Annotated in this window: 15 protein-coding genes and 1 riboswitch; all 15 genes read right to left on the bottom strand. The window is 65.8% G+C overall.

The features are described 5' to 3' along the window. Nucleotides 1-47: 47 nt before the first annotated feature. Nucleotides 48-452, bottom strand: coding sequence for a MarR family winged helix-turn-helix transcriptional regulator (locus tag BLR94_RS07495; protein WP_084304126.1), 405 nt, complete (start codon nt 450-452; stop codon nt 48-50). Nucleotides 453-600: 148 nt separating this feature from the next. Further along, nucleotides 601-1,332, bottom strand: a complete 732-nt coding sequence (locus BLR94_RS07490; protein ID WP_084304125.1) for an adenosylcobinamide-GDP ribazoletransferase — start codon at nt 1,330-1,332, stop codon at nt 601-603. Continuing rightward, nucleotides 1,329-1,895 (bottom strand): alpha-ribazole phosphatase family protein, encoded by a 567-nt coding sequence (cobC, locus tag BLR94_RS07485; RefSeq protein ID WP_084304124.1) that lies wholly within the window; start codon nt 1,893-1,895, stop codon nt 1,329-1,331. The genes BLR94_RS07490 and cobC overlap by 4 nt, the downstream gene beginning before the upstream one ends. Beyond that, nucleotides 1,892-2,947, bottom strand: coding sequence for a nicotinate-nucleotide--dimethylbenzimidazole phosphoribosyltransferase (cobT, locus tag BLR94_RS07480; RefSeq protein ID WP_084304123.1), 1,056 nt, complete (start codon nt 2,945-2,947; stop codon nt 1,892-1,894). Before cobT ends, cobC begins: the two co-directional genes overlap by 4 nt. Then, the gene (cobU, locus tag BLR94_RS07475; RefSeq protein WP_084304122.1) at nt 2,944-3,465 is read right to left on the bottom strand and encodes a bifunctional adenosylcobinamide kinase/adenosylcobinamide-phosphate guanylyltransferase; all 522 of its coding nucleotides are present in this window, start codon (nt 3,463-3,465) and stop codon (nt 2,944-2,946) included. The genes cobT and cobU overlap by 4 nt, the downstream gene beginning before the upstream one ends. 1 nt (nt 3,466) lies before the next feature. After that, nucleotides 3,467-4,957 carry a cobyric acid synthase gene (locus BLR94_RS07470; protein WP_084304121.1) on the bottom strand — a complete coding sequence of 497 codons (1,491 nt, stop codon included), beginning with the start codon at nt 4,955-4,957 and terminating at the stop codon, nt 3,467-3,469. Then, the gene (gene cobD / locus BLR94_RS07465) at nt 4,954-5,946 is read right to left on the bottom strand and encodes a threonine-phosphate decarboxylase CobD (RefSeq protein ID WP_084304120.1); all 993 of its coding nucleotides are present in this window, start codon (nt 5,944-5,946) and stop codon (nt 4,954-4,956) included. The genes BLR94_RS07470 and cobD overlap by 4 nt, the downstream gene beginning before the upstream one ends. Next, nucleotides 5,939-6,847 carry an adenosylcobinamide-phosphate synthase CbiB gene (gene cbiB / locus BLR94_RS07460; RefSeq protein ID WP_084304119.1) on the bottom strand — a complete coding sequence of 303 codons (909 nt, stop codon included), beginning with the start codon at nt 6,845-6,847 and terminating at the stop codon, nt 5,939-5,941. The genes cobD and cbiB overlap by 8 nt, the downstream gene beginning before the upstream one ends. A 12-nt stretch (nt 6,848-6,859) precedes the next feature. Continuing rightward, nucleotides 6,860-7,510 carry a 5,6-dimethylbenzimidazole synthase gene (bluB, locus tag BLR94_RS07455; RefSeq protein WP_084304118.1) on the bottom strand — a complete coding sequence of 217 codons (651 nt, stop codon included), beginning with the start codon at nt 7,508-7,510 and terminating at the stop codon, nt 6,860-6,862. Then, nucleotides 7,507-8,835, bottom strand: coding sequence for a cobyrinic acid a,c-diamide synthase CobB (locus tag BLR94_RS07450; RefSeq protein ID WP_420895748.1), 1,329 nt, complete (start codon nt 8,833-8,835; stop codon nt 7,507-7,509). Before BLR94_RS07450 ends, bluB begins: the two co-directional genes overlap by 4 nt. Next, nucleotides 8,832-9,458, bottom strand: coding sequence for a cob(I)yrinic acid a,c-diamide adenosyltransferase (cobO, locus tag BLR94_RS07445; RefSeq protein ID WP_084304117.1), 627 nt, complete (start codon nt 9,456-9,458; stop codon nt 8,832-8,834). Before cobO ends, BLR94_RS07450 begins: the two co-directional genes overlap by 4 nt. A gap of 146 nt (nt 9,459-9,604) precedes the next feature. Beyond that, a riboswitch (cobalamin riboswitch) is annotated at nt 9,605-9,834 on the bottom strand. A 114-nt stretch (nt 9,835-9,948) separates the two neighbouring features. Next, nucleotides 9,949-10,482, bottom strand: coding sequence for a C40 family peptidase (locus tag BLR94_RS07440; protein ID WP_084304116.1), 534 nt, complete (start codon nt 10,480-10,482; stop codon nt 9,949-9,951). A gap of 137 nt (nt 10,483-10,619) precedes the next feature. Then, nucleotides 10,620-11,252, bottom strand: a complete 633-nt coding sequence (locus BLR94_RS07435; RefSeq protein WP_084304115.1) for a C40 family peptidase — start codon at nt 11,250-11,252, stop codon at nt 10,620-10,622. A gap of 54 nt (nt 11,253-11,306) precedes the next feature. Beyond that, nucleotides 11,307-12,086 (bottom strand): NAD-dependent deacylase, encoded by a 780-nt coding sequence (locus tag BLR94_RS07430; protein ID WP_084304114.1) that lies wholly within the window; start codon nt 12,084-12,086, stop codon nt 11,307-11,309. Then, a complete protein-coding gene (locus BLR94_RS07425) occupies nt 12,086-12,805 on the bottom strand; it encodes a DNA-3-methyladenine glycosylase I (protein ID WP_084304113.1) in 720 nt (239 codons plus the stop codon). Before BLR94_RS07425 ends, BLR94_RS07430 begins: the two co-directional genes overlap by 1 nt. Between the last annotated feature and the right edge of the window lie 12 nt (nt 12,806-12,817).

The raw sequence follows: 12,817 nt of genomic DNA, 5'->3' as shown, positions 1-12,817 counted from the left end.
TCAGGTCGAAACGCAAAGTGGGAAGAGGCGATGCACGCCCACTGCCGTCAATCCAGGCTGGCGAGCAATTCGTCCAGCGCCTCCATGTGTTGCGGGTGCAGTCGTTGTTGCAGTTGCGCTTGCGCCGTCTGCCAGGCGCCCAATGCCTCGGCGAGGAGCTGCCCGCCAGCCGCGCTCAGCGACACCAGGCGATTGCGCTGGTCGACGCCACCCTGCAGCGTCACCAGGCCCCGTCCCTCGAGGACACGCAGGTTACGCCCCAGGGTACTGCGCTCGAGCCCCATGGCATCGGCCAGGTCGGTGATGCTCGGCTGACCGAGGCGCTGCAAATGCACGAGCAGCGAATACTGGGCGACGTTGAGCCCGACACCGCTCAGGGCGTCGTCATAGAATTTGCTGACGCCACGGCTGGCACGGCGCAAACGGGTGCAGAGGCATTCGGTCGGCAACATGGGATGTATGTATATACCCGCTTCTCCCAGCGGGCAACCCTGACTGGAAGTTTTCAGCGCTTTTTCCAGGGCTGGAGAACAGGTGACATTCAGCGCATGCGTTAGGAAAACCCGGGTATCGCTCGACCCAAGGCGACGGGACAGGTAGTCAGTCGGCCACTTGCAGAGCCATCGTCAACAGCACTCCGCATTCGAGCACCTCCAGCAGCGCTCCGGCAGTGTCGCCTGTGGTGCCGCCCAGGCGCTGCTGCATCATGCGCCGCAACCCGTAGAAAATCCCCATGGCCACCAGCATCACCCAGATACCACCGAACAGCAGACAGGTCAGCGACGTCACCGCCAGCACGGCGATGGCGGCCGACCTCGGCAGGTGACTGGCCAATACCTCGCCCAGGCCGCCCGCGCGGACATAGGGCGTGCAGAGGAACAGGGCCAGCAACGCGCCACGTCCGAGCACCGGAACCAGTAGCAGCGCCAGGTGCCCCCGCCCTTCGAGCAGGGTCAGCAGGGCGACGAACTTGAGCAGCAGCAGCAATACCAGCACCACCACGGCGACAGGGCCGCTGCGCGGGTCCTTCATGATCGTCAGGGTGCGCGCGCGATCGCCGAAACCGCCCATCCAGGCATCCGCGCTGTCGGCCAGACCATCCAGATGCAGCGCACCGCTCAGCCCGACCCACAGGCTCAGCAGCAGCGCCGCCTGCAGAGGCACCGCTGCCGTATCGAGCAGGTACGCGGCAGCGAGCAGCAGCAGACCGATCACCCCGCCAACCAGGGGATAGCAGAGCAGCGAGCGCCCCGTCTGTTCGGCCGTAGGGATGCCGGCCAGGCGTACCGGCAAGCGAGTGAGAAACTGCAGGGCGATCCAGAAAGGCGTCATGGCATTTCCCGCAAGCCCTGGTCATCGAGCTGCAGGTGCACCCGTTGACCGTGGGCCACGCTGACCTGCAGCAGCTGCTCACGGGGCAGCCCCCGCGCCCGCGCCAGCAACAGGCGCATCACCCCACCATGGGTAACCACCAGCACTTGCTGCCCCTGGTAATCACCCTGCAGACGCCGCAGCGCATCCAGCACCCGCGCCTCGAAGGCGAGCAGCGGCTCGCCGCCGGGCGGCGTGAAGGCATAGGGATCGGCCCAGAAGCGGCCCAGGTCCTCGGCGTCGGTTTCCATCAGTTGGGCGGCGCTGCGCCCTTCCCAGTCACCGAAATGCAGCTCCTGCAAATCAGCCTCGACGCGCAGCGGCAGATCGCGGGCGGCGGCCAGTTCCTCGGCAAAACGCGCACAGCGTTGCAGCGGCGAGCTGATCAGCGCATCCCAGTGTTCATCGACCCGTACTGCTGCCCGTAGTTGCGCCCAACCGGCGTCGGTCAGCGCATCGTCCAGGCTGCCGCGCAAGCCGCCGCCCTGCTCGGTTTCGCCGTGGCGCAACAAATGCAGGATCACGGCACGCGATCGGCCACCGCCGCCTCGGAAAAGGTGGCCATCTGGTTGTGCAGTGCACAGGCCAGACGCAGCATCGGCACCACCAGCGCGGCACCGCTGCCCTCGCCCAGGCGCAGGCCCAGGCTGACCAGTGGCGTGGCCTGCAAGGCGGCGAGCAGGCGCTGATGGCCCGGCTCGGCGCTCTGGTGGGAGAACAGCAGCCAATCGCGACACGCCGGATTCAGGCGTACCGCCAGCAAGGCAGCGACGCTGCAGATGAAACCGTCGACCAATGCCACCACACCCTGCTGGGCGCACGCCAGGTAGGCGCCGGCGAGTGCGGCGATCTCGAAACCGCCCAGGCGACGCAGGGCCTCCATCGGCTCGTCGGCGGCCCCCCGGTGCAACGCCAGGGCCGCCTCGATCACCCGAGCCTTGTGGGTCACGCCGGCAGCGACGAGCCCGGTACCCGGCCCCACCAGCTCGTCCACCGGGCAATCCAGCAGCAGGCAGGCCAGCGCCGTGGCCGCGGTGGTATTGCCAATGCCCATCTCACCGCCGATAAACAACTCACGGCCATCGAGTGCAGCACGAACGACGCTGTCACGCCCGGCCTGCAGGGCAGTCAGCGCCTGGGCGGTTGTCATCGCCGCCTCGCGCATCAGGTTGGCGGTACCGGCACCGACCTGCAGATGGCGCACGCCTGGCAGTGCCTCGAGCGGCAGCGCGGTGCCCAGGTCGGTCACTTCCAGCGCTGCGTCGAGTTGCCGGGCCAGCACGCTGATCGCCGCTCCGCCACCGACGAAATTGCGCAGCATCTGACCCGTCACCGCCTGCGGGTAGGCCGAGACCCCTTCCGCCACCACCCCGTGGTCACCGGCGAAAATGGCGATCCACACCTTCTCGATACTCGGGCACTCACGGCCCTGCAAGCCAGCAAGGCGAATCGCCAGGCGCTCCAGCTCGCCGAGCGAGCCGGCCGGCTTGGTCAACTGCCTCTGCCGCGCCTCAGCCTTGTCGCGCGCCACCGGGTCGATAGGCTGGATAGGCCCCCGCCACCAGTCGAGATTCATAACGGTTCCCCCTTGAGAATCATGGGCAGGCCAGCGATCGTGAACACCACGCGCTGGCAGCGTTCGGCGATGGCCTGGTGCAGTAGACCGGCTTCATCGACATAGCGACGGGTCAACTCACCCATCGGCACCACGCCAAGCCCGGTTTCATTGCTGACCATAATCAGCTGCCCCGGCAGGTTCGCCAGGCAGGCCAGCAGCGCATCGCGCTCGCGCACCAGCCGTGCATCGTCGTCCAGCAGCAACAGGTTGGTCAGCCACAGCGTCAGGCAATCGACCAGCAGGCAGCGCTGTGTCGACGCCTGCTCGTCAAGCACCCGGGCCAGTCGCAGCGGCTCCTCGACCAGCCCCCAGTGCGCCGGGCGGCGGTCGCGATGGCGGCGGATACGGGTGCTCATCTCGCCATCGCCTGCCTGGCTGGTGGCGATATAGATCACCTCCAGGCCCGACTGATCGGCCAGCCGCTCGGCCAGCCGGCTCTTGCCGGAACGTGCGCCGCCCAGAATCAATGCCTGCATCTTATTCGGCCTCCGTGGGGGCCATCAGACCGCACAGCGCGCGCAGGGCCGACTGATCAAGATGCGCTTCGACCAGATCCGCCAGGCGCTCGATGTCACGCTCGCGCAGGCCATGGTAATCCACCATCTGCACCTCCCCCAGGCCTGCCCAGCGCAGCAGCGCCGAACAGGCCTCCGACGACTCGAACAGGCCATGCAGGTAGGTACCCATGACCTGGCCATCGGCGCTCAGCGCACCGTCCGCACGGCCGTCATCGAGGCGAACCGCGGCGCGCTGCAAGTCGACGCCCGTGGTCACCCCGGCATGAATCTCGTAACCGCTGATAGAGGCATCTTCCAGGCACAACCGCCCATTCACATTACGCAGCTGCTTGTGGGGCTCCAGCACGGTGTCGATCTGCAAAAGCCCCAGGCCCTCGCTAGCGCCGGCGGGCCCCTCGAGGCCGTCGGGATCCTCGACCCGGCGCCCGAGCATCTGCAGCCCGCCGCAGATGCCCAGCAACCTGCCGCCGTAGCGCAGATGCCGGTCGATGGCCTCGGCCCAGCCCCGGCTGCGCAGGAAGGCCAGGTCGGCACGCACGCTCTTGGAGCCGGGCAGGATGATCAGGTCGGCGGGGGGGATCACTTCGCCGGGGCCGACGAAGGTCAGCACGACCTGAGGGTGCAGGCGCAACGGGTCGAAATCGGTGTGATTGCTGATCCGTGGCAGCACCGGCACCACCACCCTGAGCACCTGCGCGGCCTTGCTCACTTGCCGACGATCGATGGCGTCCTCGGCTTCCAGGTGGAAATCCATCAAGTAGGGCAGCACGCCGAGCACCGGCTTGCCGGTTCGCTGCTCGAGCCAGTCCAGGCCGGGTTGCAACAAGGCGATATCGCCGCGAAAACGATTGATCACGAAACCCTTGAGCCGTGCCTGCTCGCTGGGCGATAGCAGCTCCAGGGTGCCGACCAGGTGGGCGAAGACGCCACCCTTGTCGATATCGGCGATCAGAATGACCGGGCAATCGACCGCCTCGGCAAAGCCCATGTTGGCGATGTCGTTGCTACGCAGGTTGATTTCCGCCGGCGAGCCTGCGCCCTCCACCATCACCACCCGGTAAGCGGCCTGCAGGCGCTGGTGGGAGGCCAGCACCGCCTGGCGGGCGACCTGTTTGTAATCATGGTAGGTCACCGCATTCATGTTACCGACTGCCTGGCCATGGATGATCACCTGAGCGCCGGTGTCGCTGTTCGGCTTCAGCAGTACCGGGTTCATGTCGGTGTGGGGCTGCAGGCCACACGCCTGGGCCTGCACCGCCTGGGCACGACCGATCTCGCCTGCGTCGGCGGTGACCGCACTGTTGAGTGCCATGTTCTGCGGTTTGAACGGCGCCACGCTGACGCCCTGGCGACGCAGCCAACGGCACAACGCCGTCACCAGCGTGCTTTTGCCAGCATCCGATGTGGTGCCCTGCACCATCAGGGTTGCCCCTGATTCAGGCGGGCTCATCGACACTCCTCGGCGAACAGGGTCAGTGCCCGCCCCAGGCGCTGCCAGCCCGGCTCGTCCGGTGGCAGGCCGAAACGTATGCTTGCCGGCCGTTCGAAGAAGCGGGTGAGAATACCATTGCAGGCCAGAAACTCATGCAGCAAGGCAGCCCGTTCACAGGCCATCCACTGGAACAGCGCGCAGCCACCGGTGGGTGGCAGGCCATGTGCGCACAGCAGGTCGGCCAGCCGTTGGCCGTCCCCGGCCAGGCGCTGCCGCTGTATCTGCTGGCCGGCACGATCCGGCAACAGGTGGCTGCCCAGCCAGCGCGTCGGCCCGCTGAGCGTCCAGGGGCCGAGCATCTCCTCCAGCTCACCGAGCAGCCTGGCCTCGGCCAGTACGAAGCCCAGCCGGGCGCCGGCCATGCCGAAGAATTTGCCGAACGAGCGCAATACGATCAAGCCTGGCAGGTGGCTGTGAGCTGCCAGACTCTGCTCCGGGGTGCAGTCGATAAAGGCTTCGTCGACGATCAGCCAACCGCCGCGCTCGGCCAGGCGCGCATGCCAGGCAAGCAACTGCTGCGGAGAAAAACGCCGACCGGTGGGGTTGTTGGGGTTGACCAGCAGCAGCACATCGAGTCGTTCCAACGCCCGGTTGACGCTCGCTTCGCAGAGTTCCAGCACCCGGTGCCCCTCGCGCTGCCAGGCCGCCGCATGTTCGGCGTAAGCGGGCGACACGACGCCCACCCGTGCTTCGCGCCGTAGCCGCGGCAGGCACTGGATGGCCGCCTGGGAGCCGGCTACCGGCAGCAGATGCTCGACGCCATAGTAAGCGCAGGCAGCGTCCTCCAGACCATCGCCCTGCTCGGGCAGGCGTATCCACAGCTGTTCTGGAATCGCCGGCAAGGGCCATCCGTAAGGCGCCACGCCGGTCGAAAGATCCAGCCAGTCGCTCAGGGGAATGCCGTGCTGCAGGGCCGCGCGCCGTAATCGTCCACCATGTTCAAGCAACCCACACCCCCACGATCAGTATCAACAGCAGCCACAGCAAGACGCCGCCCCAAACCAGATTCAACGCCCGCTCGATATCTCGCGCCTGGGGTGACGGCCCCTCGCCAAGCTCGGGGCGCTGGTGCACCTCGCCATGGTAGACCGCGGCACCGCCGAGGCTGACCCCCAGGGCGCCGGCGCCGGCGGCCATCACCGGCCCGGCATTGGGACTGTCCCACTGCGGTGCCTGGCGCTGCCAGCAACGTATTGCCATGGTGGTGCGCCCGAGCAACGCGTAGGTCAGCGCGACCAGACGCGCCGGCAGGTAGTTGAGCAGGTCATCGATTTTCGCAGCGGCCCAGCCGAAGCGCTCGAAACGCGGGTTGCGGTATCCCCACATGGCATCCAGGGTGTTGCTCAGGCGATACAGCACCACACCAGGCGCACCGGCGACCAGAAACCAGAACAACGCGGCGAATACTGCATCGCTGCCGTTCTCCAGCACCGACTCGGTACCAGCCCGGGCCACGCCGGTGGCGTCCAGGTCCTCGGTACGTCGACTGACCATATAGCCGACCCGCTGACGGGCCCGCGGCAGATCGCCAAGTCGCAGCGCCCGCGCCACCGGTTGTGCGTGCTGGTCGAGACTGCGCAGACCTAGGGCCGCGTACAGGGCGACGATCTGCACCAACCCACCCAGCCAGGGCACCTGCACCAGCAGGACGGTCAGCAGGGTCAGCGGCAGGACCGCCAGGCACCAGGCGCTCACGCCATGGCTGCGCCAACCGCCGCCGGATGGATTGAAACGCTGTTCCAGGCGATTGGCCAGCCTGCCGAAGCCCACCAACGGATGCCAACGCCTCGGCTCGCCAAGCGCGGCATCCAGCGCCACCCCGGCGACCGCACTGAGTATCAAGCTCATGGACGGCTCTCGTTATTCATGGTGATCCCAGCGATCCTGAAACAGCAACTCACTCAATGGCCGCACTTCGGCCCAACCTTCCTGGGCCAGCATCGGCATCGGGTAGAAGGCCTGCACCGGGCCCAGGCACAGCACTGCCACCGGCTTGCTGTCCGCTGGCATGCCCAGCAGTTCGGCCAGTGCGAGAGGATCGAACAGCGACACCCAGCCCATGCCCAGGCCTTCGGCCCGGGCGGCGAGCCAGAGATTCTGAATGGCGCAGGACAACGACGCCATATCCATTTCCGGCAGAGTGCGACGCCCGAATACATGGGCGTCGCGGCCGTCCATCAACGCCGCGACCAAGACCTCGGCACACTCGCGAATGCCCTCGACCTTGAGGCGCATGAACGCGTCGGAGCGTTCGCCCAGGGCCTCGGCGGTCAACCGGCGTTCGACTTCGACCAGTTGGTAGATGTCTTCACGCAGCGCCGGCCGGGTGATGCGGATGAAGCGCCAGGGCTGCATCAGGCCCACACTGGGTGCCTGGTGCGCGGCCTCGAGCAGCTTCGCGAGCAATTCAGGCGCCACCTCGCCACCACTGAAATGACGCATATCGCGACGCTCGGCCATGGCCCGATAGACAGCGGCACGCTCCCCGGCGCTGAAGGCGTGATCGCTCATGGCTTGAACAATGCCGCTGCGGCCGCAGGATCGGATGGCAGATAAAAGTGGATATAGGATGCGGTGAGCCGACCAACACGGAACACCGCCTCGCTGACCGGTTTGTCATTGGGGCACTCGCCGCGAGCCAGCGGTTCCAGGTCAGACTCGAGGCGTGAATGGTGGTAGCTGTGCCCACGCAGCAGTCCTTCGGGCAGGGTTGCCGCCTGCAGCGCCAGGGCGACCAGGCGCTTCTGCATCTGTGCGTGGCCGGGCACCAGCCCGGCCAGCTCGGCCCGCTCGCCCGCCACATCGCTCAACGAGTCGAGCAGGTAGAGCATGCCGCCGCACTCGGCTAGGATCGGCTTGCCGGCCTGGTTGTGGGCGGTGATGGCAGCGATCATCGGCCGGTTCGCGGCCAGCCCCTGCAGGTGCAGTTCGGGATAACCGCCGGGCAGATACAGGCTGTCCACCTCGGGCAGGCATTCATCGGCCAGCGGGCTGAAGAATGTCAGGGCCGCGCCCATCCGCTCCAGCAGATCGAGATTGGCCTGGTAGATGAACGCGAAGGAGGCGTCGCGGGCCACGCCGATGCGTACGCCCTCCAGCCGGGGCAACGGCGCAGCGATCGACGGAGCGGCGAAGGTCACCGGTGCCGGCAGGGTAACCGTCGCGGTCTCCGCCAGGGCATCGGCAGCGGTATCCAGACGCCCATCGAGGTCGGCCAGTTCGGCGGCCTGCACCAGCCCCAGGTGTCGGCTCGGCAATTCGATCGCAGCGCTACGCGGCAGCGAGCCGTACCAACGGATCGAGGCCGGCAGGCTGTCGCGGATCAGGTCGTTATGACGCCCGGGACTGACGCGGTTGCCGAGTACGCCGGAGAACGGCAGATCCGCCTGATAGCTGGCCAGGCCGACGGCCAGCGCACCGAAGGTCTGGGCCATGGCGGAGCCATCGATCACGCCCAGTACCGGCACACCGAAGCGACGAGCCAGGTCGGCGGCGCAAGGCGAACCATCGAACAGGCCCATCACGCCTTCGATGAGGATCAGGTCCGCCTCGCCAGCGGCCTCCCATAGCAGGCGACGGCTCTCGGCCTCGCCAACCATCCACAGATCCAGTTGGTAGACCGGATGGCCACTGGCGCGGGAGAGGATCATCGGGTCGAGAAAATCAGGCCCACACTTGAACACCCGCACCCGCTTTCCCTGGCGGGTGTGCAGGCGTGCCAGGGCCGCCGTGACGGTGGTCTTGCCCTGTCCCGAGGCCGGGGCAGCGATCAACAGCGCCGGACAATGGCGCGCCGCGCGCTCATCGGCGTCCGGGACAAACACTGAATTGATCAAAACTCGACGCCTTTCTGGGCTTTGACGCCGGACTTGAAGGCATGCTTGACCAGCGTCATTTCGGTGACGGTATCGGCCGCCTCGAGCAGCGCTGGCGGCGCGCCACGCCCGGTCGCCACGACGTGCTGCAGTTCGGGGCGCGACTCGATGTCACGCAGCACCACATCCACGTCCAGGTAACCGTGCTTGAGGGCGATGTTCAGCTCGTCCAGCACCACCAGGGCGATCTGCGGGTCGTTCAGCAGTTGCCGGGCGACCTCCCAGGCCTGAACGGCCTTCTCGATATCCCGCTGGCGATCCTGGGTATCCCAGGTGTAGCCCTCGCCCATCACGTGGTAGCTGACTTCATCGGGAAAGCGGCGGAAGAAATGCTCCTCGCCGGTGGCCATGCCGCCCTTGATGAACTGCACCACGCCGACCTTGAGACCATGCCCCAGCGCACGGGCGACCATGCCGAAGGCCGAGCTGCTCTTGCCCTTGCCATTGCCGCTGTGCACCAGCAACAGGCCGTACTCGTCCTGAGCGAGGGCGATCTTCTCGTCCATCAAGGCTTTCTTGCGCGCCATGCGGGCGTTGTGTCGCGCGTCGCGTTCTGCCGACTCACGGCTTGGGGATGGGGTCACGGGATCTCCTCAGCGCACAGCCGTTTGGCGCACGCAAGTGAAACGGTCAGGCAGGAAACCGGGTTCCTGGCAGACGATAACGGAATCACACAGGAGCGGGCAGGAGCTGACCGGGCAGGTCGCGCACCGGCCGCGCCCACCGCGCAACCCTGGAAAAGCGACAGGCCGGTCTCCGGGCTTGCGAGCACCACACTCATCAGAATGCAGACACCGACGCGGCCTTCCCGTATCGACGATACAGTGGCGAAAAACGTGGTTTGGCTCGTTTACCGTTGCGGGGGCAGCGTCGGCATTGCCTGCTGGTTGCAGCAGTGGCGCACCGACTTCCCAGTTTCACCCCCGGTAAACCGGGGGCACCTGAAGCGAGCCGGAAAGGGTAAGGACTGGCCGCGCCAGCGTCAATCGAAGACTCAGAATCTGTTCACTGCCTGGCGATCCAGGCCGATGCCGGCGTAACAGGCTGGGGGCATGACAGGCGCGGGCCAATGCCTCAGGGATGGCTGGCCAGTTCGACCGGGAAGACACGCTTGGCTTCGATGTAGTTTCGCTGCCAGTAGCTGTTGCCAAGGCTGTCCAACCGCACGGTACCGCCCGAGGAAGGCGCATGCACGAAGCGTCCTTCACCGACATAGATGCCGGCATGGCTGACCTGACGCCCGCCATTGGTGGCGAAGAACACCAGATCGCCGCTGCGCAAGGCATCACGCCCCACCGTCGGCGCACGCATACTGATCAGTTGACGCGTCGAACGTGGCAGTTGAATGCCCGCGGCATCACGGTAGACATAGCCGATCAGGCCACTGCAGTCGAAGCCACTGGCCGGCGTGTTACCGCCATAACGGTATGGCGTACCGACCAACCCCAGGGCTCGAAACAGCACATCGTCGGCGCCCCCCTGATAACCGCCCATCGCGGGCGCCATCGCCACGGGTTGCGGAGCGGGTACGGGAACCGGGGCACGGCTGGAACAGCCAGCGAGCAATGCAGCGAGCAGGAGGAAGGCGATGCGGACGTTGGCAGTCATGGACGGGCGATCCTGGAGCCTGGATACGCCCTACTCTGCGCCGTTCACAACCGCAGTGCAAGCTTTAGCTTTACACCGCAGCCGCTTGAAAACTATCAAGATGTTGCCCGACCAGAAGGGATCGAGCATTGACCGACTCAGTGCTGGGACGCCAGGTGCTCGGTTGGCGCCATGGCCAGCACGCGCTTGGCTTCGATGAACGTGCGCTTCCAGTAGCGGTCATCCAGGCTGTCGATGCGCACGCCACCGCTGCGACTGCTCGAAGAGTGGATGAATTGATCATCGCCCAGGTAGATGCCGGCATGGCTGACACGCCCGCGACCATTGGTGCTGAAGAACACCAGATCGCCCGGCTCGAGCGCCTTGCGCTCGACCAGCGGTGCATCGATATTGATCATCTCGCGCGTCGAGCGCGGCAGCTCCATGCCCAACTCCTCGCGGAACAGGTAGCCGATGAAACCGCTGCAGTCGAAGCCGGTCTTCACCGAGCTCCCGCCGAAGCGATAGCGCGTGCCGATCAACGAAAGGCCTTTTTCGAGCACACTGTCCGCCAGTTGCGGCAGGCGATAAGGCGCGTGGCCGGAAAACTCGGCGACTGGATCGTCCGCGACGATGTCGTCATGCGACACAACAGGCGAGGCAACTACCGGCCTGGCGGGCATGGAAGCCTGAACGGGCGCATCGATCCGGGATTGTGGGGCCTGGTTGGCACAGGCGGCGAGAACCATCATCAGTGCGAAAGGCACGAGGGGTGCGAAGCGTTTGCGCATGGGCACGACCGTGGCATGAAAAATTAACAGCCGCGACTATGCCCACTAACGGGATCATTTGCAAATATTATGATCAGCGATGTGACTCAGTAGTTCCGGGAAAACATCTAAGGCCCTTTCTTCCAGCCTGAAGTCAACCAGATCGCTGACCTCGCTCTGCGACAGATTGACCTCCACCGTAACCCCGCCCGATCGCCGTGTGCGCAGCAGCGGCTCGACTATATAAGGAAAGCTGGCACTGGTGCCGACGCTGATCACCAGCTCGAAACCTTTATCCAACTGCGCATGAAGGCGACCGACGGCGTCGTCCGGCAGCATCTCGCCAAACAGCGTCACCGGCGGGCGCAATACGCCACCGCAATTGCAGCACAGAGGTGGCAACGGCTGCAGCAGATGTTCGGCGAGTCGCTCATCCACACCAGCGCACTGTTGGCAATGGAGTGGTGCCAACTCGCCGTGAATTTCGATCAGCCGCTGCGCCGGGCTGCCTGCCAGGCGATGGTAACCGTCGATATTCTGGGTGAGCACCCAACAGTCGGGTTTCAAGGCCTGCAACTCGGCAATCGCCTTGTGACCGGCATTCGGCTGGGCTGCCAGGCAGGCGCTGCCGAGCTGTGCCAGGTATTTCCAGCACAGCGCCGGGTCACGACGCAGCATCTCGCCAGACAGCGCGACCTCGATCGGCACGCCCTCTTCGGTATGGCCGTTGTACAGACCACCGAGGCCGCGATAGGTGGGCAAGCCGGAGTCGGCAGAAAGACCAGCACCGGTAATGATCAGGATCCGCTGAGCATTGGCGATGGCCGAGGCGATTCGCGGCACAAGCGGATGCATCAGTGATTGACCGTATGGGCCAGCATCACCGACAGCTGGCACAGCGGTCGGCCACTCTGCGCGTGCCACTCGTTGAAGGCAGCCTGCACGGCGGCGCGATCGCGCTGGCTGTTGGGCGCCTTGTCGATGATTTTCTGCGCTTTCAGGGCGGCCACCATGTCGTCACTGGGGATGAAGGTGTCCTTGCCGACCATGCGCAGGAAGCGTGGCGCCGAGAGACCGCCAAGCTGACTGCCCTGCTTCGCCAGCCAGTGCCAGAGCCCGACGATATCGGTCACCGGCCAATCGGCGATCAGCGCACCGAAGGCAAAGCCGGGTCGCGCAGTGGTGGCTTTCACGGCGGCAGCCGGCCCGCTCAGCGCGCCACGCTCCACGTCGAGAATGAACTGCGCGTTGCGCGGCACGCTCTTGAGCTTGCCCAGGTGACGGATCAGGCGAGTGTCCTGCATCAGACGCTCGAGGCGTTCGCCGCCCATCAGCACGACCTTTTCCGGATCGAAAGCGAAGAACACCTCCTCGAAGGCCGGCCACTTGGCGTCCACCAGACTGTGCTTGAGACCCGCCCGAAAGATGCGCAGACTCATGATCGACAGGTAGCGATCATCGCCCAGGGCCCGCAGCTTCTTGTCAGAGGCCGGTTGTGGCAAGCGCGCCTCGAGGGCTTGCAGCGAGCCGAAGCGGTTCACGCAGTATTCATGCATCCATCGATAATCGTGCATCGTTTGCCTTGG

The organism is Phytopseudomonas flavescens (genome assembly GCF_900100535.1).
In the GTDB taxonomy this organism is placed as follows: Bacteria; Pseudomonadota; Gammaproteobacteria; order Pseudomonadales; family Pseudomonadaceae; genus Aquipseudomonas; species Aquipseudomonas flavescens.
The sequence above is the reverse complement of the archived record's forward strand: the minus strand, read 5'-3'. Positions and strand labels throughout refer to the sequence as shown.

Bases quoted from the DNA above. Each gene is read 5' to 3' on its own strand.
- BLR94_RS07495 (WP_084304126.1), bottom strand. From the start codon at position 452: ATGTTGCCGACCGAATGCCTCTGCACCCGTTTGCGCCGTGCCAGCCGT.
- BLR94_RS07470 (WP_084304121.1), bottom strand. From the start codon at position 4,957: ATGAGCCCGCCTGAATCAGGGGCAACCCTGATGGTGCAGGGCACCACA.
- cobT (WP_084304123.1), bottom strand. From the start codon at position 2,947: ATGAATCTCGACTGGTGGCGGGGGCCTATCCAGCCTATCGACCCGGTG.
- BLR94_RS07490 (WP_084304125.1), bottom strand. From the start codon at position 1,332: ATGACGCCTTTCTGGATCGCCCTGCAGTTTCTCACTCGCTTGCCGGTA.
- BLR94_RS07435 (WP_084304115.1), bottom strand. From the start codon at position 11,252: ATGCGCAAACGCTTCGCACCCCTCGTGCCTTTCGCACTGATGATGGTT.
- BLR94_RS07440 (WP_084304116.1), bottom strand. From the start codon at position 10,482: ATGACTGCCAACGTCCGCATCGCCTTCCTCCTGCTCGCTGCATTGCTC.
- BLR94_RS07425 (WP_084304113.1), bottom strand. From the start codon at position 12,805: ATGCACGATTATCGATGGATGCATGAATACTGCGTGAACCGCTTCGGC.
- cbiB (WP_084304119.1), bottom strand. From the start codon at position 6,847: ATGAGCTTGATACTCAGTGCGGTCGCCGGGGTGGCGCTGGATGCCGCG.
- bluB (WP_084304118.1), bottom strand. From the start codon at position 7,510: ATGAGCGATCACGCCTTCAGCGCCGGGGAGCGTGCCGCTGTCTATCGG.
- cobU (WP_084304122.1), bottom strand. From the start codon at position 3,465: ATGCAGGCATTGATTCTGGGCGGCGCACGTTCCGGCAAGAGCCGGCTG.
- BLR94_RS07430 (WP_084304114.1), bottom strand. From the start codon at position 12,086: ATGCATCCGCTTGTGCCGCGAATCGCCTCGGCCATCGCCAATGCTCAG.